Source organism: Burkholderia sp. 9775_39 (genome assembly GCF_015712225.1).
GTDB classification, from domain to species: Bacteria; Pseudomonadota; Gammaproteobacteria; order Burkholderiales; family Burkholderiaceae; genus Burkholderia; species Burkholderia cenocepacia.
Genome location: NZ_JACCQC010000002.1, coordinates 215,087 through 241,545, shown reverse-complemented (window position 1 = coordinate 241,545; position 26,459 = coordinate 215,087). Strand labels below are relative to the sequence as shown.

Genomic DNA, 26,459 nt, shown 5'->3' with positions numbered 1-26,459 from the left:
ATTAAGTGCCTGATTTGTGTCAATTTTTTGTCGGGCGGCCGTCGAAAGGCGCACACTGTGCATCGAAGATGGGGCCGGGATTGTGCGCGGGCGCCCAAGACGGCAGGTCGGAAAATTCTCTTTTGCCGTAGAATGTCCGACTTGTTTTGAAATTTGACACCCTCGTCCATGGCGAAAACCGCATCCCCAGGCGCCACGCCGCCCGGCAATGGCACCGAACCGTTGCCGGACAATTACGAGATGGCGCTCGCGGAACTCGAGACGCTGGTTGCCCGGATGGAAGGCGGCGCGCTGAGCCTCGAGGATTCACTGGCGGCGTATCGCCGCGGTGCGACCCTCGTTGCGTTTTGCCAACAGCAGCTCGAGAAAGTGGAGCAGCAGGTTCGCGTGCTCGACGGCGCGACGCTGAAGCCGCTTTCGTCCGGAACGGCCGCCACGGACGGCGAAGACGACGATCTATGACATTCGAACAATGGATGCGGTCCGTGCTTGACCGTGTCGAGGACGCACTCGGCCACTATCTGCCGGCTGAAACCGCGATGCCCGCGAAACTTCACGAGGCGATGCGCTACGCGGTCCTCGGTGGCGGCAAACGCGTTCGCCCGCTGCTGTGCCATGCAGCAGGCGAGCTGACCGGTGCGACGGAGGCGGCACGCAACGCGGCGGCGGCGGCGCTGGAGATGATCCACGTCTACTCGCTCGTGCACGACGACATGCCGTGCATGGACGACGACGCGCTGCGTCGCGGCAAGCCGACCGTGCACGTGCAGTACGACGAGCCGACGGCGCTGCTGGTCGGCGATGCGCTGCAATCGCAGGCGTTCGTCGCGCTGACCGACGCCGACGCGCTGTCGCCGGTGCAGCAGGCGGCGCTCGTGCGCGAGCTGGCGCTCGCGAGCGGCTCGATCGGCATGGCCGGCGGGCAGGCGATCGACCTGGCGAGCGTCGGCCTGAAGCTGACGCGCGAACAGCTCGAGACGATGCACCGGATGAAGACGGGCGCCTTGCTGCGCGCGGCCGTGCGGATGGGTGCGCTGGCCGGCGAGACGCCTTCGACGGAAACGATGGCTGCGCTGGACGTGTACGCGGGGGCCGTGGGTCTGGCCTTCCAGGTTGTCGACGACATTCTCGACGTCACGACCGATTCGGCGACGCTTGGCAAGACGGCCGGCAAGGACGCGGCGAACGACAAGCCGACCTATGTATCGATCCTCGGTCTCGAGGCGTCGCGCGAGCTGGCAGCGCAGCTGCGCGCCGAAGCGCACGATGCGCTGAAACCGTTCGGCGCACGCGCACAGCGTCTGGCCGAACTTGCCGACCTGGTAGTGAACCGGGTCAGCTGACGCGAAAGCCCGCCGCCGCGCACACGCTACGGTGCGTGCAAAAGAATGCGGGCGCGTTTGATTTCCTACAATGGAACGACGATGTACGACTTGCTGAAAACCATCGACGACCCGGCGGATTTGCGCCGCCTCGATCGTCGCCAACTGCAACCGCTCGCGGATGAACTGCGCGCGTTCGTGCTCGACAGCGTGTCGAAGACGGGCGGCCATTTGTCGTCCAACCTCGGGACGGTCGAGCTGACGATCGCGTTGCACTACGTGTTCAACACGCCGAACGATCGCATCGTCTGGGACGTGGGTCACCAGACCTACCCGCACAAGATCCTGACGGGCCGCCGCGACCAGATGCATTCGCTGCGTCAGTACGACGGCATCTCGGGCTTCCCGCGTCGCAGCGAATCCGAATACGACACGTTCGGCACCGCGCACTCGAGCACGTCGATCTCGGCGGCGCTCGGCATGGCGATCGGCAGCCAACTGAACGGCGACGACCGCTTCTCGATCGCCGTGATCGGCGACGGCGCGATGACGGCCGGCATGGCGTTCGAGGCGATGAACAACGCGGGCGTGTCGGAAGATGCGAAGCTGCTCGTGATCCTCAACGACAACGACATGTCGATCTCGCCGCCGGTCGGCGCGCTGAATCGCCATCTCGCCCGCCTGATGTCGGGCCGCTTCTATGCGGCTGCGCGCGCGGGCGTCGAGCGCGTGCTGAGCGTCGCGCCGCCGGTGCTCGAACTCGCGCGCAAGCTCGAGGAGCACGCGAAGGGCATGGTCGTGCCGGCCACGCTGTTCGAGGAGTTCGGCTTCAACTACATCGGCCCGATCGACGGTCACGATCTCGATTCGCTGATCCCGACGCTGCAGAACATCCGTGAACTGCGCGGCCCGCAGTTCCTGCACGTCGTGACGAAGAAAGGCCAGGGCTACAAGCTCGCCGAAGCGGATCCCGTGCTCTATCACGGCCCCGGCAAGTTCAACCCGGCCGAAGGCATCAAGCCGTCGACGACGCCCGCGAAGAAGACGTACACGCAGGTATTCGGCGAGTGGCTGTGCGATGAAGCCGAGCGCGATACGCGCGTGGTCGGCATCACGCCCGCGATGCGCGAAGGCTCGGGCATGGTCGAGTTCGAGAAGCGCTTCAAGGATCGCTACTACGACGTCGGCATCGCCGAGCAGCATGCGGTGACGTTTGCGGGCGGTCTCGCGACCGAAGGGCTGAAGCCCGTCGTCGCGATCTACTCGACGTTCCTGCAGCGTGCGTACGACCAGCTGATCCACGACGTCGCGCTGCAGAACCTGCCGGTCGTGTTCGCGATCGACCGCGCGGGCCTCGTCGGCGCGGACGGCGCGACGCATGCGGGCGCGTACGATCTCGCGTTCATGCGCTGCATCCCGAACATGACGATCATGGCCGCATCCGACGAGAACGAATGCCGCCAGATGCTGCACACGGCGCTGCAGCAGCCGAACCCGACCGCGGTGCGCTATCCGCGCGGCGCGGGTACGGGTGTGGCGACGGTGAAGGAATTCACCGAGATCCCGCTCGGCAAGGGTGAAGTGCGTCGCCGCACGTCGCAGCCGGAAGGCAAGCGCGTCGCGATCCTCGCGTTCGGCACGATGGTCGCACCGTCGCTCGCCGCGGCCGAGGAACTCGACGCAACGGTCGCGAACATGCGCTTCGTGAAGCCGGTCGACGCAGCGCTCGTGCGCGAGCTCGCCGAAACGCACGACTACGTCGTGACGGTCGAGGAAGGCTGCGTGATGGGCGGCGCGGGCTCGGCCTGCGTGGAAGCCCTGATGGAGAGTGGGGTTATCCGACCCGTACTACAATTGGGCCTCCCTGACCTGTTCATCGATCACGGCGACCCCGCGAAGCTGCTGTCGCAATGCGGCCTCGACGGCGCGGGTATCGCGAAATCGATTCGCGAACGCTTTCTGAATCCGGCGGCCGATGTCGCCGGTCAGGCGAAGCGCGTCGCGTAAGCTGGCGCCGCCCGCGGGCGGCGTCGGTGCGACTGGCGCAACCGGTCTTCATTGATGCGGAAAACATGGGCCTGCGGGCCCATGTTGCTTTTCCGGCTGCCGCATGATGCGGCATGCGCGTCGTCGGACGCGCGGCTTACAAGGATTGAACAAGATGAACCAGATGAATCCCGCCTTCGTGATGCCCGACGTGCAGAGCACGGTGGATACCCGTCAGATCCCGATTCAGCGCGTCGGCGTGAAGGCGGTCCGGCATCCGTTGACGGTGTGCACCGAAAGCGGCGACGTGCAACCGACCGTCGGTGTCTGGAACCTCGACGTCCGTCTGCCGGCCGACCAGAAAGGCACGCACATGTCGCGCTTCGTCGCGCTGCTCGAAGAGAATCGCGCGCCGCTGACGGTCGAGCGCTTCCGCGCGATGCTCGCGTCGATGCTCGAGAAGCTCGAGGCCGAGGCCGGCCGCATCGAAGTCACGTTCCCGTATTTCGTGAACAAGACGGCGCCGGTGTCCGGCGTGCAAAGCCTGCTCGACTATGAAGTGACGCTCGCGGGCGAAAGCCGCAACGGCGATACGCGCCTGTTCCTGAAGGTGCTCGTGCCGGTGACGAGCCTGTGCCCGTGCTCGAAGAAGATCTCGCAGTACGGCGCGCACAACCAGCGCTCGCACGTGACGATCGACGCGGAGCTGGCTGCGGATCTGCCGGTCGAGGCGCTGATCCGCATCGCGGAAGAGGAAGCGTCGTGCGAACTGTGGGGTCTGCTGAAGCGGCCGGACGAGAAGTTCGTGACCGAGCGTGCATACGAGAACCCGAAGTTCGTCGAGGATCTCGTGCGGGACGTCGCGCAGCGTCTCGATGCGGACGAGCGGGTGGTTGCCTACGTGCTCGAAGCCGAGAACTTCGAGTCGATCCACAATCACAGCGCGTATGCGCTGATCGAGCGCGACAAGCGGCAGGCGGCATAACGCTGCGGCGTTTTGTCGCGACAATGAAAAAGGCCGCTCGAACGAGCGGCCTTTTTGTTTTCCTGCCGGTGGTGGCGCGTGACGCGAGTCAGCCCGCGAGCGATGCGAGATCCCAGCGCGGCTTCACCGTGAACGCGTAGTCGGCATTCGCCTGTTCGGGCCAGCGGCCGAGCCGCAGTGCGCCCGCGAGCGCGATCATCGCGCCGTTGTCGGTGCAGAGCGCGAGATCGGGGTAGTGCACGTCGAAGCCGCGCTTGGCCGCGGCCGCCGACAGTGCCGCGCGCAACTGGCGGTTCGCGCCGACGCCACCCGCGACCACGAGGCGCTTGAGCTTCGTCTTCTTCAGCGCGGCGAGCGACTTCGCGACGAGTACGTCGACGGCCGCATCGACGAAGCCGCGCGCGAGGTCGGCCTTCGCGCGTTCGAGCGCTTCGCCGTCGAGCTTCGCCGCTTCGAATTTCTTCATCTGCGTGAGCACGGCCGTCTTCAGGCCGCTGAAGCTGAAGTCGAGATCGCCCGAATGCAGCATCGGGCGCGGCAGCACGACCGCGCCCGGCGTGCCCGTTTCGGCGAGCTTCGATACTTCCGGGCCGCCCGGGTAGCCGAGGCCGATCAGTTTCGCGGTTTTGTCGAACGCTTCGCCGGCCGCGTCGTCGAGTGTTTCGCCGAGCGTCTCGTACACGCCGACGTCGGTCACGCGCATCAGCTGCGTGTGGCCGCCGGACACCAGCAGCGCGACGAACGGGAACGGCGGCGGCGCGTCGACCAGCAACGGCGACAGCAGATGGCCTTCGAGGTGATGGATGCCGACGGTCGGCTTGTTCCACGCGAGCGCGAGCGCATTCGCGATGCTCGCGCCGACCAGCAGCGCGCCGGCGAGGCCGGGGCCCTGCGTGAACGCGATCGCGTCGATGTCGTCGCGGCGCGTGCCGCTTTGGGCCATCACTTCCTCGAGCAACGGCAGCGCGCGGCGGATGTGGTCGCGCGACGCGAGCTCGGGCACGACGCCGCCGTAGTCGCGGTGCATCGCGATCTGCGAATGGAGCGCGTGCGCGAGCAGGCCTCGCTGCGTGTCGTAGAGCGCGAGGCCGGTTTCGTCGCAGGAGCTTTCGATGCCGAGAACGAGCATGGGTGAGGGCGGGGCACGCCGTTTCGGACGCGCCGCAGGTAGGTCAACGTAACCGGAAAGTATAGCAGGCGAGGGCAGGCGGCCGCTGGCGGCGGCCCGGGCCCGATGCCGGGCAGGTACAATCCGCGCCATGGAAACCTATGACATCGCCGTGATCGGCGCGGGCGCCGCCGGCATGATGAGCGCCGCGGTCGCCGGGCAGCTCGGCCGCCGCGTGGTGCTGCTCGATCACGCGCCGCGGCTTGCCGAGAAAATCCGCATCTCGGGCGGCGGCCGCTGCAATTTCACGAACCTGTACGCCGGGCCCGACAACTACCTGTCGTCGAATCCGCATTTCGCACGCTCGGCGCTCGCGCGCTATACGCCGCGCGACTTCCTCGGGCTGCTCAAGCGCCATCACGTGACCTGGCACGAAAAGCACAAGGGGCAGCTTTTTTGCGACCACGGCAGCGACGCGATCATCGACGTGCTGAAGCACGAGTGCGACGCGGGCGGCATCGCGTGGCGCCGGCCCGTCGTCGTCGACGCGGTGCGCCATGCGCCATCCGACGGCTTCACGCTCGACACGCAGCAGGCGGGGCCGATCGGTGCGCGCGCGCTGATCGTCGCGACCGGCGGCCTGTCGATCCCGAAGATCGGCGCGACCGACTTCGGCTACCGGCTCGCGAAGCAGTTCGGCCACAAACTTGTCGATACGCGGCCGGCGCTCGTGCCGCTGACGTTCGCGCCGCAGGACTGGGCGCCGTTCGCGCCGCTGTCCGGCGTATCGCTCGAAGTGCGCGTTTCGACCGGCGACAAGAAGCGCGGCGGCGAATTCGTCGAGGACCTGCTGCTGACCCATCGCGGGCTGTCCGGGCCGGGCATCCTGCAGATCTCGAGCTATTGGCAGCCCGGCGATCCGATTCGCGTCGACCTGCTGCCGCAGCGCGATACGGTGGCCGACCTGCTCGACGCGAAACGCACGTCGAAGCGTCAGATCGGTTCGCTGCTCGCCGACTGGGTGCCGTCGCGCCTCGCGCATGCGTGGCTCGACACGCATCGCGTCGCGGCCGACGCGCGACTCGCGGACCTGCCGGACAAGACGCTGCGCCAGATCGGCGACGCGCTGTCCGGCTGGACGCTGACGCCGAACGGCACCGAAGGCTACAAGAAGGCCGAAGTGACGAAGGGCGGGGTCGATACGCGCGAGTTGTCGTCGGCGACGATGATGAGCGCGCGCGTGCCGGGGCTGTTCTTCGTCGGCGAGGCGGTGGACGTGACGGGCTGGCTCGGCGGCTACAACTTCCAGTGGGCATGGGCGTCCGGCACGGCGGCCGGGCAGGCCGCGGCCGAGTACGCGCGCGGCGCCTGACGCGCCGGCCGGCGCCCGGTTGGCGGGGCCCGGCCCCGTGCCTTTGGGCAATCGCTCTGCTATACTCGGTAGTCTTTCCCTGCAAACCTTTATTCGTGTCGGATCATGACGATCATTCGCGTTAAAGAGAACGAGCCGTTCGAAGTTGCAATGCGTCGCTTCAAGCGCACGATCGAGAAGAACGGTCTGCTGACCGAGCTTCGCGCGCGCGAGTTTTATGAGAAGCCGACCGCAGAACGCAAGCGCAAGAAGGCTGCTGCGGTGAAGCGTCATTACAAGCGTATTCGCAGCCAGACGCTGCCGAAGAAGCTGTACTGAACGATTGGGCGCCGCGCGGTTCGCTGAGCGGCGCACCGGCGACTCCGTGCGATCGGGTGCGATCGCGCAACCGATCAGGCGGCGAGTCGCCGATGCCGGATTCGAGCAACCCGCTTGAGACACTGTCCCAAGCGGGTTTTTGTGTTGACGCCCGTTCGCGGGCGTCGGATTCACGTTTCCATCCCGGGTGAAAGATGAGTTTGAAAGAGCAGATCAGCGAAGACATGAAGGCCGCGATGCGCGCGAAGGACAGCGAGCGCCTGGCAACGATTCGCCTGCTGATGGCCGCGATCAAGCAGCGCGAAGTCGATGATCGGGTCACGCTCGACGACGCGGGCATCACGGCCGTGATCGACAAGATGATCAAGCAGCGCAAGGATTCGATCAGCCAGTTCCAGGCGGCCGGCCGCGACGATCTCGTCGCGAAGGAGCAGGCCGAGCTGACCGTGCTGGGCGGCTACATGCCCGCGCAACTGTCGGACGCCGAAGTGGCGGCCGAAGTCCAGGCGGCGGTCGCGCAAACCGGCGCAGCCGGCCCGCAGGACATGGGCAAGGTGATGGGCGTGCTGAAGGCCAAGCTCGCCGGCCGTGCCGACATGACGGCCGTTTCCGCGCAGGTCAAGGCTGCGCTCACGAAGTAAAGCCCGTTCCCGGCGCGCCCAGCGATGCGTGCGCCGGGAGTCGTATTGTCTTTTTTCGCTCGATCCCACGGTGATTCCGCATTCGTTCCTGCAGGATTTGCTGAACCGCGTCGATATCGTCGACGTGGTGGGTCGGTACGTGCAGCTCAAGAAGGGCGGCGCCAACTTCATGGGGTTGTGCCCGTTCCATAACGAGAAGAGCCCGTCGTTTACCGTCAGTCCGACCAAGCAGTTCTATCACTGCTTCGGTTGCGGCGCGCACGGCACGGCGATCGGCTTCCTGATGGAACATGCGGGGCTCACGTTCCCGGAGGCCGTGCAGGAACTCGCGCAGTCCGTCGGCCTGACCGTGCCGCACGAGCCGTCGATGCGCGGCGGCGGTGGGGGGGGCGGCGGTGGCGGCGACTATCCGGCGCCCGTGTCGAAATCGGTGGCGACCGCGCTGTCCGACGCGATGACGGCGGCGTGCGACTACTATCGCAAGCAGTTGCGCGGCGCGACCGTCGCGATCCAGTACCTGAAGAACCGGGGCCTGACCGGCGAGATCGCCGCGCGCTTCGGGCTCGGCTATGCGCCGGACGGCTGGCAGAACCTCGAGGCCGCGTTCCCGGACTATCGCGACGAGTCGCTCGTCGAGGCGGGGCTCGTGATCGTCAGCGAGAAAACCGACGCGCAGGGCGTCGCGCGCCGCTACGACCGGTTCCGCGAGCGGATCATGTTCCCGATCCGCAACGTGAAGGGGCAGGTGATCGGGTTTGGCGGCCGCGTGCTCGGCAGCGGCGAACCGAAGTACCTGAACTCGCCCGAAACCCCGCTGTTCAACAAGGGCAGCGAGCTGTACGGGCTGTTCGAGGCGCGCCTCGCGATTCGCGAGCGCAAGTACGTGCTGGTCGTCGAAGGCTACATGGACGTCGTCGCGCTCGCGCAGCTCGGCTTTCCGAACGCGGTCGCGACGCTCGGCACCGCGTGCACGCCGATTCACGTGCAGAAGCTGCTGCGCCAGACCGACACGGTCATTTTCAGTTTCGACGGCGATTCGGCCGGGCGGCGCGCGGCGCGGCGCGCGCTCGAGGCATGCCTGCCGCATGCGGGCGACAACCGGACGATCCGGTTCCTTTTTCTGCCGGCCGAGCACGATCCGGACAGCTACGTGCGCGAGTTCGGCGCGGAGGCGTTCTCCGAGCAGGTCGAGCGCGCGATGCCGCTGTCGCAATTTCTGTTGAACGAAGCGATTGCCGGCAAGGCGCTCGATCAGCCGGAAGGCCGTGCGAAGGCGCTGTTCGATGCGAAGCCGCTGTTGCAGGCGCTGCCCGCGAACGCGTTGCGCGCGCAGATCATGCACATGTTCGCCGACCGCCTCGATATCCCGTTCGAGGAGGTCGCGGGGCTGTCGGACGTCGACACGCGCATCGCGACGCCGCCGCGCCAGGCGCCCGCGCGCAGCGAGCGGCGCCGCGTGACGGACAGCGAAAAGCGCGCGCTGCGCACGCTGGTGATGCATCCGCGCGTCGCATCGCAGCTCGACGACGAACAGATTGCGACCCTGCGCGCGCTGCCGCGCATCGGCGAGCTGTTCGCGGAAGTCGTCGATCATGCGCGTGCGCTGGGCGACGGCGCGGAGTTCCGGCTGCTGTCGGATGTCCTGAGGACGTCCTCGAACGGGGCGACTTACGAGGAAATCTTCCGCGAAATTCTGGACTATGATGAAAACGTCCGCGATTTGCTGTTACAGAATCCGGAAGACGAGACGGTGCCCGAGCGGCAACGTGAGCAGGAGCGGATTGCGGGGGAGGAGCTGCAGGCAGCAGTGCTCAAGATGCGCTACGACGCCTGCTGCGACCGGCTGGACAGGCTGGCGCGGCAATCCACCTTCACCCCCGAGGAATTGGCCGAATTGACGGAATTGAACCAGCAGCGAACCGACATGAAGCGTCGGCTCGGGCTGTAGGCGGCCGGGGCGCTTAGAGAGGGCTCCCCAGCGTGCTATAATATAAGGTTTCCAGCGGTTTGTTTTCTAAGCAGAGGCGAGAATCGCGATGGCAAAGACGACAGGCGGAAAGAAAGCAACAGGCAAGGGCTCGACGGAGCCGACCAAGAAGGTCACAGCGGCCAAGTCTGCTTCTTCCACCAGGACAACGTCTTCAGCCACGTCAGCCCCTGCAGGAAAGAAAACCGCGGCCGGCACTGCTCAGGCTGCGCCGGCGCCGGCAGCCAGAACACGGGCTGCCGCCAGACCCGACTCCGGGCCGGCCAAGCCGGCGGCGAAGCGGGCAAGTGCGAAAAGCGCAAGGGACACGACTGCCGACGCGGACGAAACGGCAGTACGTACTACTCATGCACCCACGGTTCAACCGGCTGTCGTCCAGCAGCCGCGAGTCGATATAGCCGGTACGGCGAACTCCATGACCAAAAAGCTGAACGAAGTATCCGTCGAAGACGACGCAAATCAGAGCGACGAGCAGCCCGCAGCCGCGGCTGCACCGGGCAAATCCAAGGTGCGCGATCGTCGCGCCAAGGAAAAGGCGCTGCTGAAGGAAGCGTTCGCGACGAGCACGCCGGGCACGGCCGAGGAGCTCGAAGAGCGCCGCGTGAAACTGCGCGCGCTGATCAAGCTCGGCAAGGAGCGCGGCTTCCTGACGTACGCCGAAATCAACGACCACCTGCCGGACAACTTCACCGAGACCGAAGCCCTCGAGGGCATCATCGGCACGTTCAACGACATGGGCGTGGCGGTTTACGAGCAGGCGCCGGACGCGGAAACGCTGCTCCTGAACGACAACGCGCCCGCCGCGTCGTCGGACGATGAAGTCGAAGAGGAAGCGGAAGTCGCGCTGTCCACCGTCGATTCGGAATTCGGCCGCACGACCGATCCGGTCCGGATGTACATGCGCGAGATGGGCACGGTCGAGCTGCTCACGCGCGAAGGCGAAATCGAGATCGCGAAGCGGATCGAGGACGGCCTGCGCCACATGGTGATGGCCATCTCCGCGTGCCCGACGACGATCGCCGACATCCTCGCGATGGCCGAACGCGTCGCGAACGAAGAGATCCGCGTCGACGAGCTCGTCGACGGCCTGCTCGATCCGAATGCTGCGGACGCCGCCGATACGGACGGTTTCTCCGCGAAGGAAGCGGAAGCGATCGAGAACGAGGACGAGGAAGCCGAAGAGGAAGAGGAAGAAGAGGAAGAGGAGGAAGACGACGGTGCCGCGCAGGCATCGGCGAACGCCGCCCAGCTCGAAGCCCTCAAGCGCGCGTCGCTCGAGAAGTTCTCGCAGATCAGCGAGTGGTTCGACAAGATGCGCCGCGCATTCGAGAAGGAAGGCTACAAGTCGAAGGCCTACCTGAAGGCGCAGGAAACGATCCAGAGCGAGCTGATGACGATCCGCTTCACCGCGCGTACCGTCGAACGCCTGTGCGACACGCTGCGTGCGCAGGTGGACGAAGTGCGTCAGGTCGAGCGTCAGATCCTGCACATCGTCGTCGACAAGTGCGGCATGCCGCGCTCGGAATTCATCGCGCGCTTCCCGGGCAACGAGACGGATCTCGACTGGGCCGAGAAGATCACCGCGGAAGGCCATTCGTACAGCGCGGTGCTGTCGCGTAACGTCCCGGCGATCCGCGAACAGCAGCAACGCCTGCTCGACCTGCAGGCGCGCGTCGTGCTGCCGCTGAAGGACCTGAAGGAAACCAACCGTCAGATGGCGGCCGGCGAATTGAAGGCACGTCAGGCGAAGCGCGAAATGACCGAGGCCAACCTGCGTCTCGTGATCTCGATCGCGAAGAAGTACACGAACCGCGGCCTGCAGTTCCTCGACCTGATCCAGGAAGGCAACATCGGCCTGATGAAGGCGGTGGACAAGTTCGAATACCGTCGCGGCTACAAGTTCTCGACCTATGCGACGTGGTGGATCCGTCAGGCCATCACGCGCTCGATCGCGGACCAGGCGCGCACGATCCGTATTCCGGTTCACATGATCGAAACGATCAACAAGATGAACCGCATCTCGCGGCAGATCCTGCAGGAAACCGGTCTCGAGCCGGATCCGGCAACGCTCGCCGAGAAGATGGAGATGCCGGAAGACAAGATCCGCAAGATCATGAAGATCGCGAAGGAGCCGATCTCGATGGAAACGCCGATCGGTGACGACGACGATTCCCATCTCGGCGACTTCATCGAGGACACCAACACGGTCGCGCCGGCGGATGCCGCGCTGCATGCCAGCATGCGCGACGTCGTGAAGGACGTGCTCGATTCGCTGACGCCGCGCGAGGCGAAGGTGCTGCGGATGCGTTTCGGTATCGAGATGAGCACCGATCACACGCTCGAGGAAGTCGGCAAGCAGTTCGACGTCACGCGCGAGCGGATCCGTCAGATCGAAGCCAAGGCGCTGCGCAAGCTGCGTCACCCGAGCCGTTCCGACAAGCTGAAGTCGTTCCTCGAAGGGAACTGATTTCCAGCGTCTCCGTTACGAACGCCGCCGGTATCCGCATGATGCCGGTGGCGTTCGTTCCCTCTGTCGTCTTTGTTGTTACAATGCCGGCCCGGCTTCGTTGTCGGGGTGGCGTGTAGCACGCCGCGCTTCTCGTCTGGGCCCCTAGCTCATGCTTGGTTAGAGCAGCGAACTCATAATTCGTTGGTGCCGGGTTCGACTCCCGGGGGGCCCACCAGATTACGTTCCTCGAGCGATCGCGGAACGTCGCAAAACCCGCGATGGCATCATGCGTCGCGGGTTTTTCTTTGTGTGCGGTCCGAATGTGTCGAACGCGTTGAACGGGTGCACGTCGGCGCCGCATGTCGTATTGCCGCCACCGGGGAAACACGGAGGGCGTGCCGTCCCGCTGTCAATCGAAGTATGCTGTGGCGCGACCGCCGCGCACGACCGGATTCCCGTCGAGCGCGCGACCGCCGACCCGCGCCGCGCGCGATCGGGCAGCGAGAACAAACACCAACCAACTTTGCCCGACCGTGAGGGGCGGCCATCATGACCATGCTGCGTTCGTGGGGTGCGATTCTCTCGTCGCTGGCGCTCGTCGCGTGCGCCAGTCTTCCGCCGCAGGCCGATCGCGCGCCGACCCATGCATTCACCGATACGGACGATACGCGGCTCGGCGCCGCGTTCCGGCAGCAGGCCGGTACGCATCCCGGGCAGGACGCATTTCATTTGCTGACCGATCCGGTCGATGCGCTGGACGCCCGCGTGTTGCTCGCCGATCGCGCCGACCGCTCGCTTGACCTTCAGTACTACATCTGGCACGACGACCTGACCGGCCACGAACTGGCCGATGCGGTCATCCGCGCGGCCGATCGCGGCGTGCGCGTGCGCGCGCTGCTCGACGATCTCGGCACCAACGCGGACGACCGCAAGCTGCTCGAGATCAGCGCGCATCCGAACATCGAGATCCGGCTGTTCAATCCGGTGGCCACGCGCCGGTTCAAGAAGCTCGGCACGGTATTCGAGTTCTCGCGCGTCAACCGGCGCATGCACAACAAGGCGATGATCGCGGACAACCAGGCGGCGATCGTCGGCGGCCGCAATATCGGCGACGAGTACTTCGGCGCGTCGTCGATGCTGGAATTCGGCGATCTCGACGTCGTGGTTCACGGCCCGGTCGTGAAGGACATCTCGACCGAATTCGACACGTTCTGGAATTCGCCGTACGCGTATCCGGTCGATACGCTGGTCGGCCACGATGCGGCGCCAGGGGGGCTCGACCGCGAGCGCGAACGGCTGCGCGACTACCTGCGGGCCATGGAGGACAATCCGTACGTGCTGGAAGCCCGGCAGCGGCTCGACCGGATCGTCCATGGGCAGGGCACGGCGCTGTCGTGGGGGCATGCGACGGTGCTGTACGACGATCCGTCGAAGATCGCGCACGCGCCAAAGGACAGCGACGGGCATCTGATGCCGCAGTTGCGTGCGCTCGCGTTGCAGCCGCAGCACGACCTGCTGATCGTGTCGCCGTATTTCGTGCCGGGCAAGGACGTCGTCGAGCGGCTGCGCGCGCTGACGGCGCGCGGCGTGCGCGTGACGGTGCTGACCAATTCGCTCGCGTCGACCGACGTGGCGGCCGTGCATGCCGGCTACCGGCGCTATCGAAGCGATCTGGTGAATGCGGGCGTGCGGCTTTACGAGCGCCGGCCATCGGGCGACAAGAGCATTTCGAAGCAAGTGATCATCGGCTCGTCGCGCGCGTCGCTGCATGCGAAGACCTACGTGTTCGATCACAAGAGCATCTTCATCGGGTCGATGAATCTCGATCCGCGCTCGTTGAACCTCAATACGGAAATCGGCGTTTACTGCGAGAGCCCGGCGATTGCATCGCAGGTCGCCAACGACCTGGAAGGGCGACTCGACCAGATCGCCTGGCGTGTCGAGCCGAGAACCGATCCGGCCGGCAAAGGGCGACTGAAGTGGATTCAGACCGATGGCGGGAAGGTCACCGAGATCGATCACGAGCCGGAGGTGTCCGCCGCGCGGCGGATGGAAGTGTGGTTTCTCGGGCTGTTTCCGATCGAATCGCAACTGTGAGCGACATTCAGCGCCGCGCGCGGCGGTGCCGGTCGATGACGGCCGCGAACTGCATCGCCGCTGTCTCGATCGTCGCGTCGCTCAGCCCTGAATAGCCGAGCACGAAGCCGTTGTATCGGCGGCCGTCGCCGCGGCGGCCGTCGCCGATGCAGTAGCTGCTCAGCGGTTGCAGCAGCAAGCCTTCCGCGGCTGCCGCCCGCGCGACGTCGGTATCGTGCAGCGGCGCGGCGAGATCCGCGGAGAGATGCATGCCGCCCGGGCTTTCCCGCACGCTCAGCGACGTGCCGAGATGGCGCGCGAGTGCCGCTTCGAGGCAGCTGCGCCGGTCCGCGTAGCGCGCCCGCATCTTCCGCAGGTGCCGCGCAAAGAGGCCGGTATCGATGAATTCGGCCATCGCCAGCTGGTCGGCCGAATGGCCGCGATGGACCAGTTCGCGCAGCGTTCTCGTGAAGCGGTCGACCAGCACCGGCGGCACCACCATGAAGCCGAGCCGAAGGGCCGGAAACATCGTCTTGCTGAACGTGCCGAGATAGCACACCGGCGCGTCGGCATGCAGGCCCTGGATCGCGGGCAGCGGCTGGCCGCCGTGACGGAATTCGCTGTCGTAGTCGTCCTCGATGATCCACGCACCGCAGGCGCGGGCGCGCTCGACGAGCGCCGTGCGCCGCTCGGGGCTCATCAGCGCGCCGAGCGGGTACTGGTGCGACGGCGTCGTATAGATCAGCCGGGGCGGGCGAGTGCGCCACTGCTCGTCGGTCGGCGCCATGCCGTCGCGATCGACCTCGATCGGCACGAGATTCAGGCCGGTCGAGCGGAACGCGGTCCTCGCGCCGTTGTAGCACGGGTTCTCGAGCCAGCCGTTTTCGCCGGGATTCGCGAGCATGCGCGAGCACAATTCGAGGCTGCTCTGCGTGCCGTCGGTGATGAATACCTGGCCCGTGTCGCAGCGCACGCCGCGCGAGACGCGAATGTACGCGGCCACCGCGCGTCGAAGCTCGGGCAGCCCTTCGACCGGCCCGTACGCGAGCCGGGCCGGCGTGATGGTCTTCCATGCGCGCTCGATGCAACGGCGCCACTGGGCAACCGGAAATTCGTCGAGCGACGGCAGGCCGGGAACGAACGGCAGCATGCGCTCGGGCTCGGGATCGGCATTTTCCAGCCCGTGCACGCGCGCCGACAGGCGGACCGGTGCGGAGCCGTCTTCATGGCCGGCGCTCGGGTGGGTGCGGCCGTCCCATCGCGTGATCGTGCCGTTGCGCGTGGCGGCCACGAAGCCTTCCTCGGCCAGGCGCTCGTACGCATAGACCGCGGAATTGCGCGCGATGCCCAGCTCGGCCGCGAGCACGCGCGTCGACGCGAGCCGCGTGCCGGGCGGCAGGTGTCCGTCCAGCAGCATGCTGCGCAGGCTCCGGTAGAGGGCTTCCTGCCGACTATGCGTGGTCGCGCCGTCCTGTCCGGCAAGCGACGAGATGAGCAGCGCGAGATCCATGGGCTGGTTCCAGAAATTTTCCTTGTGCTGGTTCTTTCGAAGACGCCGCGCGCATCGTATCGTTCACGTTCTCGCGGGGCAGGCCGGTACACGCGGATTTTGAGTGACGGCGCGACTTGCGGTACGCGCGTATTTTGCTCGATTCGGCCGGCGACTGTCGACGGGCGGCCCGATCGCGCCTCGGGCATGGAGTCGGCACGATGCCGATACGATTAATTTCGCAGTACAGATATATGAACGACCAGACCACGCTCTCTTCCACCTCGCGTACGACCATTCGTCGCCTGCCCGAACTGGCGAGCCACGATCGCACGATGCTCCACCACATCGTGGACGACGCGTACGTCTGTCACATCGCGTTCGGCGACGGGCAGAACACGCACTGCATCCCGACCGCGCACTGGAGAAGGGGCGACGCGCTCTATATCCACGGCTCCAACGGCAGCCGGATGATCAAGGCACTGTCGGCCGGCGCGCAGGCTTGTGTCGCGATGACGCTGCTGGACGGCCTCGTGCTGGCCCGCTCGGCCTTCAATCATTCGATGAACTATCGATCCGCGGTGATCTACGGGCAGTTCGACGTGATCGACAGCAGTGCAGAAAAACGCGCCGCGCTGGATGCGTTGATGGACAAGATCGCGCCGGGCCGCAAGCATGAAGCGCGGCCGGGCAATTCGAAGGAACTCGACGCGACCCGCGTGCTGCGGATTTCGATGGCGGAAGCGGCCGTGAAAATCAGCGATTCGCTGCCGTCCGACAAGGACGAGGATCTCGGGCTGGCGGTCTGGGCCGGGATCCTGCCGCTGAAGACGACACGCGGCGCACCGGTCCATGCGGACGGCAACGTGGCGGTGCCGGACTACGTCCGGAACTGGGCCGATTGAGCGGCGTAGCGGAGTGGGCCCGCATCGGCTAAGGCGAGACGGCGCAGCATGCGGAAAACCCGCGACGGCTTCGCAGCCTTCGCGGGTAGCCGGACGCGGTTGCGTGAGAGACGTCGCGCGCCTGCTCACGCAACCGGTTCGGTCAACGACCCGTCAACGCGCGAAATCCGACGTGCTCTGGATGAACGCGTTCAGCTTCGAGATGTTCACGCTGCCGAAGCCCGTCGTCGCATCCCAGCCGGCCTTCGCCTTGTAGCCGTAAGTGCCGCTGCCGTTGTTGCCGGACGTGACGTCGTGCAGCAGCGCCGCGTTGGTCGGGAAGTACTTGTAGATGCTCGACGCGGGGAACCCGAGCGCATTGTTGTTGGCCGACTGCAGCCGCGCCCAGATGCCCGTGAAGATCGGTGCGGCGAGGCTCGTGCCGCCTTCGTTGTTCAGGTAGCCCGACCCCCACAGCGTGTCGGACGTCTGGCCGTTCACGACGAGAATCGCACCGGTGCGCAGGTCGGCGTCGAAGCCGACGTCGGGCAGCGCGCGCTTGGTCGAACCGGTGAGGGTCGACGACTGCCACGTCGGCGCGGCTTCGTACTTGCTGTATCCGCCGCCCGTCGACCACACGGTGCCCGGCTGCCAGCTCGGGTCGTTCCACACGATTTCACTGTTGTACGCGTTGGTCGACGTGTTGGTGAACAGCGTCGTGCCGCCTACCGCGATCACGTACGGCGACGTGGCCGGCTCGCTCACCGTGTAGGTCGAGCGCGACGGCGTGCCGCTCGCGCATTCGTACGCGCCGTGGTCGCCGGCGGAAACGGAGAAGGTCTGCCCTTGCGCGACCGCCTGCTTGAAGATGGTGTCGTCGGTCGCCTGCGAGCCGGTGCTGTACGCGGATGATTCGCACACGCCGAGCGACACGTTGATCACCTTCGCGACGTTGTCGGTCACGGCCTTGTTGTACGCGGCCGTGATCGCGGTGAGCGTCATCGACGGCGCGGTGTAGAACACGACCTGCTTCACGCTGCCGCCGGCCGTGCCGACGATCGACTGGCTGTCGAGGTTCCATTCGACGGTGCCGTCGGTGTCGGTGTACGAGCTGCCGGACGGGCCCGTCTTCACGATGCTGCTGCTGATCGTGCCGAGGCCGTTGTTCGCGGCGAACGTATTGAGGTCGCTCACCGTCTGCGACAGGTCGCCTTCGGAGATGATGCCGACCGTGGTTTGCGACGCCGTCGGCGTGCCGTCGCCGCCGTAGATCGACGAGAACTCGGTCGGGTTGTGCGGCACCGCCGACGCGCCGGCGGGGATCGTCAGGTTGCTGGTGTTGCCTTGCGGCTTGCTGCCCGCGCCGGTATGCATCAACTCGACGTTCTGCAGGCCCAGCACCGCGCCGACGATGTTGCCGATCGCGTTCGGCACTTGCGCGGCGTCGGTGTTCGCATAGACGCTGCGGCCGTTGCGCGTGAAGCGCTTGAGGGTGGTGCGGAACGCGGACTGGACGGTTGCCGCGGTGCCGGACGCGGAGACCAGCAGCCGGTTCGGCGCGACCACGATGTTCACGAAGCCCGCCTTGCGCAGATGGGCGACGACGGAGGCGACCTGCTGGTCGGTCGGCGCATATTGCGCGGCGAATTGCGCGGGCGTGAGGAACTGCCGGTAGTGCGGCGAGCCCGGCGTATGCAGGTCGCGCAGGTACTGGTCGAGCTGGGCTTCGTTGCGCAGGTTCAGCCCGAGCACGATGTCCACCGATTCGCCCGGCGCCATGTCGATGGCCGCGGCGGCAGCGGCGGCGGTGCTGGCGGCGGGCGCGCCGGCCGTACCGGCTTCGTTTTGCTGCACGAGCGGCAGGAAGCCCTTGGTACGCGTTTCCGTCCAGCCGGCCGCGGGCGCGGCATGGGCGGTCGCCATGCCGAACGAAGCGGCTGCCGCGGCGGCGAATGCGAGTTTGACGAGGCGAATGTGCTTGTGTTTCTTGTTTGCAACCTGATTCATTTGAATTACCCCTCCGGTTGAACATCGAACGGCACCAACAACAACGGTCGACAGCGGTGCGGGTCATGCACCGCCGCTTTCTGCCGCATGCGGGCGGATGGCACGGACGCGACAGGGCCTTTCGCCCGATCCGGAAAGCGGTTTGTCTCCGGGGGCGAAATACGGAAAACGCGGTAACGGAAAGGCTGCGCCGCGAGGCGGGGCAGTCGCGCCGGATCCGGCGCGGGCGGGGTTGCTAGAGCAACAGCTTCGTTGTCCTGCTCATTTGATTCGATCCTTCGGCCCGCTGCCGGTGGCAGCCGTCCAGTGAAATGCATCGGGATGCGGCACGCGCCGGCGTGCGAACGAATCATTCGACGGCGCGTACTTCGGTGCAGCGGAAGCGAAAAAACGTGGAGCGGAATCGTTTGCGTAGCAGGCAATCCGTCGGATTGCTTGCATCGGACGGTATCAAGAACGAAAGCGCGGTGTCAAACTTTTTTTGATTATATGAAACTAAATTAAATCGAATAAACCGAAATGATTTTGAAAAGATTGGCGGTGTTTTGTAATGTTCAAAACCCGCGATGCAGGTAATGCCGAAAACGACTCGCCGATCATTTCCGATGTGTTTGGAAACGGCCGGCCGTTATCGAGGAAATACTCGAATGGCCGCGGCCTCTCGTTCGGCCAACTGAAGGTCGTCGACGAACCGGAACAGCGCGTCGACATGCTGAAGCAGCGCGTCGCGCGACGCAGCATCCGCATCGGAGGCGAGCGTCCTGATGGCGTCGAGCCGGGTTTCGAGTTCGGCGAGCCGGGTGCGCGTGACGCGACTGCTGCTGGCGACGGTGACCGTCGCATCGGATGGATTCGTACGTTTCATTGCATGAGTCATCGCATTGAAGTGCTCGATGAAACGAGCCACGTCGGCCGGGCAGCCGTCGCGGGAAATGATGCGCGCCGACGGATCGCCGGCGACGATCCGGCCGGCGGTATCCGCCATGGCGTCGAGCGTCGCGAGCATCCGGCGGATCGACCTGACCAGGTCGAATGCCGCGGCCAGCAGGCAGACGAACAGCACCGTCGCCGGCACCAGGTAAGGGGACGCACTGCGGATCATCGCGCCGGCGGTCGCGTCGTGTGGCAACGCGGCCGGCGTAGGCGCGGCGTAGACGAAGCACGCGACGGTGCAGGCGAGCAGCACGACGACGAGCGCGCCCGTGCCGATCGCCCGCCCGATGTGCCGGCCGGGTCTTGCCGGCAGCGTCACTGCACGCCCCGCAGTCGGTAGCCGACGCCGCGCATCACCTCGGGCATGCCCGGCGCGCCGGCCTGTTCGAGCTTCTTGCGCAGCCTGCAGATGTGGCTGTCGACCGTGCGCTCCAGCGCACTGACGTCGGCCATGCACGCATCGAGCAACTCGCCGCGCGTGAACACGCGGCTCGGCGATCTCGCCATGTGCGCGAGCAGCCGGAACTCCGTCAGCGTCAGCGTGATCGGCACCTCGGTGCCGGCCGTGCGCACGCGGGCCAGATAGCTGTCGGTGTCGATCTCGAGGTCGCCGACGCGCAGCATGCGCATGGTCGGCGGCGCGGCCGACCGGCGCAGGATCGCGCGCAATCGCGCGACGACCTCGGCCGGGTTGAACGGCTTGACGATGTAGTCGTCCGCGCCGGCGTGCAGCGCCTGCAGCCGGTCGAGATCGCGATCGAACGCGGTGACGACGACGATGGGCGTGTTGTCGCGCCGTCGCAGCTCGGCGAGCACGTCCCAGCGGTTCTTCCGCGGCATCTTCACGTCGAGCAGGATTAGGTCGGGTTTCAGGTGCGGTTGCATGTCGAGCACCGCTTGCCCGTCGGCGACGCGATAGGTGCGAAAGCCGTCGTGCTTCAGGTAGGCATCGAGAATGTCCGAGATGTCGGGCTCGTCTTCTGCAATCAGTATCAGGGAATTCGTCATGGAGTGTGCCGTGCGATGTTGAACCATCGGGGCGGCCCGTCGCCGGGCCGGATCACGCCGTTCCGTCACGCTGCCGCGCGGGACGGAACGGCGCCGTTCGCTCAGTTCCGCACCACGCGCTGCGACGGTGCGACGTCCTTGTCCGTCAGGCCGCCGCCGAGCGCCTTGTACAGCGCGACGGCATTGCCGAGCTCGCTGCGACGCAGGTCCAGCAGCGCCTGTCGGGCCGCATAGAGCTGCCGCTGCGAGTCGAGCAACTCCAGCCGTCCCTCGACGCCCGCGCGATAGCGCAGGTTCGACAGGTCGGTGCGGCGTTCGGCCGAGCCGACCACGCGCGTTTGCGCGTCGATCTGGCGGCCGAAGGTTTCGCGCCCGGCGATGCCGTCGGCCACTTCGCGGAACGCGGCCTGGATCGCGCGTTCGTATTCGGCGACCGCGCTGGACTTGCGCACTTCCGCGAGGCGCAGCTCGGCGCGCAGCCGGCCGCCCTGGAAGATCGGCACCGTGACCTGCGGCGCGAAGCTCCACACGCGCTGGCCGCCGTCGAACAGACTGCCCATCGCGGGGCTGAGGAAGCCGATCGACGACGTCAGCGACAGGCGCGGGAAGAATGCGGCGCGCGCGGCGCCGATGTCCGCATTCGCGGCGACGAGGTTCTGTTCGGCCTGCCGGATATCCGGCCGACGGAACAGCAGCTCGGACGGCAGGCCGGCCGGCAGTTGCGTCATCACCGGTTGCTGCTGAAGCGGCAGCGGCTCGGGCAGATCCTTCGGCAGCTCGGTGCCGACCAGCAGGCGCAGGGCATTGCGTGCCTGCTCGACGGCGCGCGTGCGCGCTTCGAGATCGGCCGTCGCGCTCGCGACCTGGCCTTCGGCCTGCGCGATGTCGACACCGCTCGCCTGGTGCGCTTCCTTCAGGCGGCGCGCGAGATCGAGCGACTGCCGCCAGTCGGCGAGCGTGCGCTCGGACAACTGGCGTTGCTCGTGCGCGAGGCGCTCGGCGAAGTACGCATCCGCCACGCCGCCGACGAGCGAGATCTGCACCGCGCGGCGGCCGTGGTCGGTCGCGACGTAGCGCGCGAACGCGGCATCCGACTGCGATTTCACGCGGCCGAACAGGTCGATCTCGAACGCGCTGATGCCGACGTTGACGCCGTACTGGTTCTGCGTCGCGCCGAACAGCGGCGGATTCGACTGCGTGTCGTCCGACGTACGCTGGCGCGTGAAGTTCGCGCCGGCGCCGATCGACGGCAGGCGCGCGGAACGCTGGATGCCGTACTGCGCTTCGGCGGCTTCCACGTTCAGCGCCGCCACGCGCAGGTCGCGGTTGTTCTCGAGCGCGAGCTCGATCAGGCGTTGCAGGCGGCGGTCGCCGAACATCGTGCGCCAGCCGAGGTCGGCGGCGTTCGCGTCGAGATCGGCGGCAGCGGCGGCCGTGTAGGCCGTCGGCACCGGCATCGACGGTTTGACCAGCGTCGGCGCGAGCGAGCAGGCCGACAGTGCGAGGACGAGGGGAAGAACAAGCAATCGCATGGCATCAACCTTCCTGTCCGTGAGTCGGGGTGGCCGGCTGCGTGCGGGACGCCCGCCATGCGCCGATGCGCTCCTGGATACTCATCACGAACACAAAGAAAACAGGGACGAAGAAAATGGCCAGCACCGTGGCGGTCACCATGCCGCCGAATACGCCGGTGCCGATCGCGTGCTGCGTTTCGGCGCTGGCGCCGGTCGCGATCATCAGCGGCACGACGCCGAGGCCGAACGCGAGCGAGGTCATCAGGATCGGGCGCAGGCGCAGCTTCGACGCCTGCACGGCCGCTTCGATCAACCCCCTGCCTTCCTCGCGCAACTGCTTCGCGAACTCGACGATCAGGATCGCGTTCTTCGCGGACAGGCCGATCACGGTGATCATCCCGACCTTGAAGAACACGTCGTTCGGCATCCCGCGCAGTAGCACCGCACCGATCGCGCCGATCAGGCCGAGCGGCACCACCAGCATCACCGACAGCGGGATCGACCAGCTTTCGTACAGCGCGGCGAGCACCAGGAACACGACGATCATCGACAGCACCATCAGCATCGGCGCCTGCGACGCCGACTGGCGTTCCTGCAGCGACTGGCCGGTCCACTCGACCGCGAAGCCCGGCGGCAGTTGCGCGGCGAGTCGTTCCATCTCGGCCATCGCCGCGCCGCTCGACTGGCCGGGCGCCGCGTTGCCGGAGATGCGCGCGGACGGATAGCCCTTGAAGCGCACCATCTGCAGCGGCGTGTCGGTCCACACGGGGCGCACCACCTCGGACAGCGGCACCATGCCGCCGGCCGCGTTGCGCACGTACAGCTTCATCACGTTGTCGATCTGCATGCGTGCCGGCGCGTCGGCCTGGATGATCACCTGCTGCATGCGGCCCGCGTTCGGGAAGTCGTTCACGTAGGTCGATCCCATCGCGGTCGACAGCGTGTCGCTGAGCGTCGTGAACGACACGCCGAGCGCCTGCGCCTTCGCGCGGTCGATCTCGAGGCGAATGCTCGTGCCGGCCGGCAGACTGTCGGGGTACACGCCGGTCACGACCTTGCTTTGCGCGGCGAGTTCGAGCAGCTTCGCTTCGGCCGCCTTGAGCGCCGCCGTGCCCTGGTTGGCGCGGTCTTCCAGGCGCATCGAGAAGCCCGAGCTGTTGCCGAGTTCGTCGATGGCCGGCGGCAGCAGGCTCATCACCGTGCCTTCGGTCACGCCGGCCATCGCTTGCTGCGCGAGCATGCCTTCCTCGAGGGTCGATGCGCCGCCGCGGTTCTTCCAGTCCTTCATCACGGACCAGTTGATCGCCGCGTTCGGACCCTGGCCCGAGAAGCCGTAGCCGATCACGGAAATGCTCGACTGGATTGCCGGACGTGAAGCAAGATGCTTCTCCAGCGTTTTGACCACGTCGTGCGTACGCTCGGCGGTAGCGTCCGCGGGCAGCAGAAAGCTGGTGATGAAGTAGCCCTGGTCTTCGTCCGGCAGGAACGACGACGGCAGGCTGCGGAAACCGAGCACCAGTGCGCCCGAAATCGCGACGAACACCAGCATCACGCGGCCCGTGCGGCCGACCAGGCGGCCGACGCGCGTCTCGTACCATTTCGTCAGGCGGTCGAAGCGGCGGTTGAACCAGCCGAAGAAGCCGCGCTTCTCGTGATGGCCCGGTGCGAGCGGCTTGAGCATCGTCGCGCACAGGGCCGGCGTGAGCGTCAGCGCCAGCAGCGCGGAGAACAGGATCGACACGGCCATCGACAGCGTGAACTGCTTGTAGATCACGCCGACCGAGCCGCTCGCCATCGCCATCGGCAGGAACACCGCGGTCAGCACCAGCGTGACGCCGACGATCGCGCCGGTGATCTCCTTCATCGCCTTCGACGTCGCGTCCTTCGGCGACAGTCCTTCCTCGGCCATCAGGCGTTCGACGTTCTCGACGACGACGATCGCATCGTCGACGATGATGCCGATCGCGAGCACCATGCCGAACATCGTCAGCACGTTGATCGAGAAGCCGGTCAGCAGCATCACCGTGAACGTGCCGAGCATCGCGACCGGCGCGACGATGGCCGGGATCAGCGTATAGCGCACGTTCTGCAGGAACAGGTACATCACGAGGAACACGAGCACCATCGCTTCGAGCAGCGTGTGCAGCACTTTCTCGATCGAGATCTTCACGAACGGCGACGTGTCGAGCGGGATCGAGTAGCTCATGCCCGACGGCATCGACTTGCTCAGTTCGGCCATGCGCGCGCGGATCGCGTCCGCCGTCTTCACCGCGTTGGCGCCCGGCGCGAGCTGCACGCCCGCGAGAGTGGCCGGCTTGTTGTTCTCGCGGCTCACGAACGTGTAGTTTTGCGAGCCGAGTTCGACGCGGGCGACGTCGCCGAGCACGACCTTCGAGCCGTCCGCGTTCGCGCGCAGCACGACCTTCGCGAATTCTTCCGGCGTCGCGAGCTGACCTTGCGCGGTGAGCGGCACGGTCACGCGCTGGCCCGGCAGCGCGGGCAGCGCACCGAGGCTGCCCGGTGCGATCTGCACGTTCTGCTGGCCGATCGCGGTCGTCAGATCGCTCATCGACAGGCCGAAATTGATCAGCTTCTGCGGATCGACCCAGATGCGCATCGCGCGTTCGGAGCCGAACTGCAGCACACGGCCGACGCCGTCGATGCGCCGCAGTTCCTCGGACACGCTGCGCGCCATGTAGTCGGCGAGCGCGCCTTCGTCGAAGCGACCGTTGTCGGAGCGCAGGCTGACGATCATCAGGAAGCCGGACGACGCGGATTCGACGATCAGCCCGTTCTGGCGCACGGCGGCGGGCAGGCGCGGCTCGACCGACTTGATCTTGTTCTGCACGTCGACCTGCGCCATCTCCGGATTGGTGCCCGGCTTGAACGTGACGGTGATCTGCGCGCTGCCGGACGTGTCGGCCGACGATTCGAAGTACAGCAGGTTCTTGACGCCGGACAATTCGCGCTCGATGAGGCTCAGCACGCCGTCGTTCATCGTCTGCGGCGTGGCGCCCGGGTAGTTCGCGGTGATCGTGACGGACGGCGGCGCGACCGACGGGTAGCGCGCGACCGGCAGTTGCGGGATCGCGATCAGCCCGGTCAGGATGATGAAGAGCGCGATCACCCACGCAAACACCGGGCGGCGGATAAAGAATTCAGCCATGGCTGGAGGCTCCTCGTGACTCAGTGCGCGGACGCGATGGCGGCCGCGTCAGGCGACTTCCAGTCGGTTGCGGCGGCCGGCGCGCCGTCGGTCAGGCGTTCCATGCCTTCGACGACGATCCTCTGGCCGGCCTGCAGGCCCGACTTGATGCGATAGCTGCGGTTCGTCAGTTCGCCGACCTCGACCGCCTTCAGGTGAGCCGTACCCTTTGCGTCGAGCACCCACACCTGCGGCTTGCCGCCGGCGCGCACGATGGCCTGTTGCGGCACCATCACGGCGTTGGCGTAGTGCGCGCGCGGAATGCGGGCACGCACGTACATGCCCGGCAGCAGCTGGCGTTTCGGGTTGTCGACCAGCACGCGCAGCAGCACGTCCCCGGTGCCCGGATCGACGTTGACGCCGGAGAACAGCATGCGGCCCTTGACGTCGTAGCGCGTGTCGTCGTCGCGCAGCACGTCGACCGGCAGGCCGTTGCTGTCCGACGCTTGCGGTTGAGCGGCAAGCGCGCCGCGCAGCGCGTCGAGCGACGCGGCCGGTTGACGCACGTCCACGTAGACCTGGTCGATCTGCTGGATGCGCGCCATCGGCTGGCTGTCGCTGCTCGATACCAGCGCGCCTTCGGTCACGAGCGCCTGGTCGATGCGGCCGGCGATCGGCGCTTCCACCGTCGCGAACTTCAGGTCGAGCTGGCGGCGCGCGAGCGTCGCGCGGGCCTGCGCGACGTCGGCCGCGGCCTGGTCGCGTTGCGAGACGGCGTCGTCGTACACCTGGCGGCTGATCGCATCGGCCTCGACGAGCGGCTTGAAGCGCGCGGTCTGCACCTTCGCGCGTTCGAGCGCCGCCTGCGCGCGCTGCAGCGACGCGGCGGCCGTGTCCATCTCGGCCTTGAACGGCGCCGGATTGATCTGGAACAGCGGCTGGCCCACGCGCACTTCGGTGCCTTGTTCGAACAGCCGGCGTTGCACGATGCCGCTCACCTGCGGCCGGATCTCGGCGACCCGCACGGCCGCGACGCGGCCCGGCAGGTCCTCCGTCACGTCGACGCGCGTGGTGGCCACGGTCATGGCCGCCACCGGGGTGGCCGGCGCGGCGGCCGGCTGTTCGGACGGCCCGCAACCCGCCAGCATTGCCGCCACCAGCGCGCATACGGCGCCGTAGCAGCATCGTTTTTGGTTCTTCATAGCGACTCCAGGAAGCGCAGGCAGCCCACTGCC

General features: G+C 66.6%; 19 protein-coding genes and 1 tRNA gene. 12 read left to right on the top strand and 8 right to left on the bottom strand.

What is annotated here, in order from left to right:
- Positions 1 to 168: 168 nt before the first annotated feature.
- From H0X90_RS03870 to folE2, 4 genes are all read left to right on the top strand, one after another.
- A complete protein-coding gene (locus tag H0X90_RS03870; protein WP_006479428.1) occupies positions 169 to 462 on the top strand; it encodes an exodeoxyribonuclease VII small subunit in 294 nt (97 codons plus the stop codon).
- The gene (locus H0X90_RS03865) at positions 459 to 1,343 is read left to right on the top strand and encodes a polyprenyl synthetase family protein (RefSeq protein ID WP_006486453.1); all 885 of its coding nucleotides are present in this window, start codon (positions 459 to 461) and stop codon (positions 1,341 to 1,343) included. Before H0X90_RS03870 ends, H0X90_RS03865 begins: the two co-directional genes overlap by 4 nt.
- Before the next feature lie 81 nt (positions 1,344 to 1,424).
- Positions 1,425 to 3,329 carry a 1-deoxy-D-xylulose-5-phosphate synthase gene (dxs, locus tag H0X90_RS03860; RefSeq protein ID WP_006486458.1) on the top strand — a complete coding sequence of 635 codons (1,905 nt, stop codon included), beginning with the start codon at positions 1,425 to 1,427 and terminating at the stop codon, positions 3,327 to 3,329.
- 154 nt (positions 3,330 to 3,483) lie between these two features.
- Entirely contained in the window at positions 3,484 to 4,293 is an 810-nt protein-coding gene (gene folE2, locus H0X90_RS03855; protein WP_006486446.1) for a GTP cyclohydrolase FolE2, read from the top strand.
- An 88-nt stretch (positions 4,294 to 4,381) separates the two neighbouring features.
- On the opposite strand, the gene tsaD is transcribed toward folE2, so the two are convergent.
- Entirely contained in the window at positions 4,382 to 5,422 is a 1,041-nt protein-coding gene (gene tsaD, locus H0X90_RS03850) for a tRNA (adenosine(37)-N6)-threonylcarbamoyltransferase complex transferase subunit TsaD (protein WP_006496003.1), read from the bottom strand.
- Between the two features lie 121 nt (positions 5,423 to 5,543).
- Here tsaD and H0X90_RS03845 point away from each other — a divergent pair, with 121 nt between their 5' ends.
- The 7 genes from H0X90_RS03845 (at position 5,544) to H0X90_RS03815 (ending at position 14,265) form a co-directional block, all read left to right on the top strand.
- Positions 5,544 to 6,773 (top strand): NAD(P)/FAD-dependent oxidoreductase, encoded by a 1,230-nt coding sequence (locus tag H0X90_RS03845; RefSeq protein WP_256604929.1) that lies wholly within the window; start codon positions 5,544 to 5,546, stop codon positions 6,771 to 6,773.
- A 105-nt stretch (positions 6,774 to 6,878) separates the two neighbouring features.
- The gene (gene rpsU / locus H0X90_RS03840; RefSeq protein ID WP_006479415.1) at positions 6,879 to 7,091 is read left to right on the top strand and encodes a 30S ribosomal protein S21; all 213 of its coding nucleotides are present in this window, start codon (positions 6,879 to 6,881) and stop codon (positions 7,089 to 7,091) included.
- 194 nt (positions 7,092 to 7,285) lie between these two features.
- The gene (locus tag H0X90_RS03835) at positions 7,286 to 7,732 is read left to right on the top strand and encodes a GatB/YqeY domain-containing protein (protein WP_006489061.1); all 447 of its coding nucleotides are present in this window, start codon (positions 7,286 to 7,288) and stop codon (positions 7,730 to 7,732) included.
- Positions 7,733 to 7,802: 70 nt separating this feature from the next.
- On the top strand, positions 7,803 to 9,680 hold the full coding sequence (dnaG, locus tag H0X90_RS03830) for a DNA primase (RefSeq protein WP_059722584.1): 1,878 nt from the start codon (positions 7,803 to 7,805) through the stop codon (positions 9,678 to 9,680).
- 88 nt (positions 9,681 to 9,768) lie between these two features.
- On the top strand, positions 9,769 to 12,186 hold the full coding sequence (rpoD, locus tag H0X90_RS03825) for an RNA polymerase sigma factor RpoD (RefSeq protein WP_077020949.1): 2,418 nt from the start codon (positions 9,769 to 9,771) through the stop codon (positions 12,184 to 12,186).
- 138 nt (positions 12,187 to 12,324) lie between these two features.
- Positions 12,325 to 12,403: transfer RNA gene (locus tag H0X90_RS03820), tRNA-Ile, on the top strand.
- A 314-nt stretch (positions 12,404 to 12,717) separates the two neighbouring features.
- Positions 12,718 to 14,265: a phospholipase D family protein gene (locus tag H0X90_RS03815; RefSeq protein WP_006495999.1), complete on the top strand. Its 1,548-nt coding sequence runs from the start codon at positions 12,718 to 12,720 to the stop codon at positions 14,263 to 14,265.
- A gap of 7 nt (positions 14,266 to 14,272) precedes the next feature.
- Here the strand turns inward: H0X90_RS03815 and H0X90_RS03810 are convergent, their stop codons facing one another.
- The gene (locus H0X90_RS03810) at positions 14,273 to 15,754 is read right to left on the bottom strand and encodes a PLP-dependent aminotransferase family protein (RefSeq protein WP_077190782.1); all 1,482 of its coding nucleotides are present in this window, start codon (positions 15,752 to 15,754) and stop codon (positions 14,273 to 14,275) included.
- Between the two features lie 233 nt (positions 15,755 to 15,987).
- On the opposite strand from H0X90_RS03810, the gene H0X90_RS03805 reads away from it, so the two are divergent.
- Positions 15,988 to 16,638: a pyridoxamine 5'-phosphate oxidase family protein gene (locus H0X90_RS03805; RefSeq protein WP_006489063.1), complete on the top strand. Its 651-nt coding sequence runs from the start codon at positions 15,988 to 15,990 to the stop codon at positions 16,636 to 16,638.
- A gap of 153 nt (positions 16,639 to 16,791) precedes the next feature.
- Here the strand turns inward: H0X90_RS03805 and H0X90_RS03800 are convergent, their stop codons facing one another.
- From H0X90_RS03800 to H0X90_RS03775, 6 genes are all read right to left on the bottom strand, one after another.
- Positions 16,792 to 18,624 carry a protease pro-enzyme activation domain-containing protein gene (locus tag H0X90_RS03800; protein ID WP_006489048.1) on the bottom strand — a complete coding sequence of 611 codons (1,833 nt, stop codon included), beginning with the start codon at positions 18,622 to 18,624 and terminating at the stop codon, positions 16,792 to 16,794.
- A 628-nt stretch (positions 18,625 to 19,252) separates the two neighbouring features.
- The gene (locus H0X90_RS03795; protein ID WP_077190780.1) at positions 19,253 to 19,876 is read right to left on the bottom strand and encodes a histidine kinase; all 624 of its coding nucleotides are present in this window, start codon (positions 19,874 to 19,876) and stop codon (positions 19,253 to 19,255) included.
- Positions 19,873 to 20,565 (bottom strand): response regulator, encoded by a 693-nt coding sequence (locus H0X90_RS03790; RefSeq protein ID WP_060212571.1) that lies wholly within the window; start codon positions 20,563 to 20,565, stop codon positions 19,873 to 19,875. Before H0X90_RS03790 ends, H0X90_RS03795 begins: the two co-directional genes overlap by 4 nt.
- 101 nt (positions 20,566 to 20,666) lie before the next feature.
- The gene (locus tag H0X90_RS03785; RefSeq protein ID WP_006489053.1) at positions 20,667 to 22,097 is read right to left on the bottom strand and encodes an efflux transporter outer membrane subunit; all 1,431 of its coding nucleotides are present in this window, start codon (positions 22,095 to 22,097) and stop codon (positions 20,667 to 20,669) included.
- A 4-nt stretch (positions 22,098 to 22,101) separates the two neighbouring features.
- Complete coding sequence (locus tag H0X90_RS03780) at positions 22,102 to 25,245, bottom strand: multidrug efflux RND transporter permease subunit (RefSeq protein WP_048985237.1); 3,144 nt, start codon at positions 25,243 to 25,245, stop codon at positions 22,102 to 22,104.
- Between the two features lie 20 nt (positions 25,246 to 25,265).
- Complete coding sequence (locus tag H0X90_RS03775; RefSeq protein WP_077190779.1) at positions 25,266 to 26,426, bottom strand: efflux RND transporter periplasmic adaptor subunit; 1,161 nt, start codon at positions 26,424 to 26,426, stop codon at positions 25,266 to 25,268.
- Positions 26,427 to 26,459: the final 33 nt, after the last annotated feature.

Excerpts from the sequence above, each read along its gene's own strand:
- rpsU (WP_006479415.1), top strand. The coding sequence starts at position 6,879 with ATGACGATCATTCGCGTTAAAGAGAACGAGCCGTTCGAAGTTGCAATG.
- H0X90_RS03835 (WP_006489061.1), top strand. The coding sequence starts at position 7,286 with ATGAGTTTGAAAGAGCAGATCAGCGAAGACATGAAGGCCGCGATGCGC.
- tsaD (WP_006496003.1), bottom strand. The coding sequence starts at position 5,422 with ATGCTCGTTCTCGGCATCGAAAGCTCCTGCGACGAAACCGGCCTCGCG.
- folE2 (WP_006486446.1), top strand. The coding sequence starts at position 3,484 with ATGAACCAGATGAATCCCGCCTTCGTGATGCCCGACGTGCAGAGCACG.
- H0X90_RS03780 (WP_048985237.1), bottom strand. The coding sequence starts at position 25,245 with ATGGCTGAATTCTTTATCCGCCGCCCGGTGTTTGCGTGGGTGATCGCG.
- rpoD (WP_077020949.1), top strand. The coding sequence starts at position 9,769 with ATGGCAAAGACGACAGGCGGAAAGAAAGCAACAGGCAAGGGCTCGACG.
- H0X90_RS03870 (WP_006479428.1), top strand. The coding sequence starts at position 169 with ATGGCGAAAACCGCATCCCCAGGCGCCACGCCGCCCGGCAATGGCACC.
- H0X90_RS03790 (WP_060212571.1), bottom strand. The coding sequence starts at position 20,565 with ATGACGAATTCCCTGATACTGATTGCAGAAGACGAGCCCGACATCTCG.
- H0X90_RS03810 (WP_077190782.1), bottom strand. The coding sequence starts at position 15,754 with ATGGATCTCGCGCTGCTCATCTCGTCGCTTGCCGGACAGGACGGCGCG.
- H0X90_RS03805 (WP_006489063.1), top strand. The coding sequence starts at position 15,988 with ATGAACGACCAGACCACGCTCTCTTCCACCTCGCGTACGACCATTCGT.
- H0X90_RS03800 (WP_006489048.1), bottom strand. The coding sequence starts at position 18,624 with ATGAATCAGGTTGCAAACAAGAAACACAAGCACATTCGCCTCGTCAAA.
- H0X90_RS03815 (WP_006495999.1), top strand. The coding sequence starts at position 12,718 with ATGACCATGCTGCGTTCGTGGGGTGCGATTCTCTCGTCGCTGGCGCTC.
- H0X90_RS03775 (WP_077190779.1), bottom strand. The coding sequence starts at position 26,426 with ATGAAGAACCAAAAACGATGCTGCTACGGCGCCGTATGCGCGCTGGTG.
- dxs (WP_006486458.1), top strand. The coding sequence starts at position 1,425 with ATGTACGACTTGCTGAAAACCATCGACGACCCGGCGGATTTGCGCCGC.
- H0X90_RS03785 (WP_006489053.1), bottom strand. The coding sequence starts at position 22,097 with ATGCGATTGCTTGTTCTTCCCCTCGTCCTCGCACTGTCGGCCTGCTCG.
- H0X90_RS03865 (WP_006486453.1), top strand. The coding sequence starts at position 459 with ATGACATTCGAACAATGGATGCGGTCCGTGCTTGACCGTGTCGAGGAC.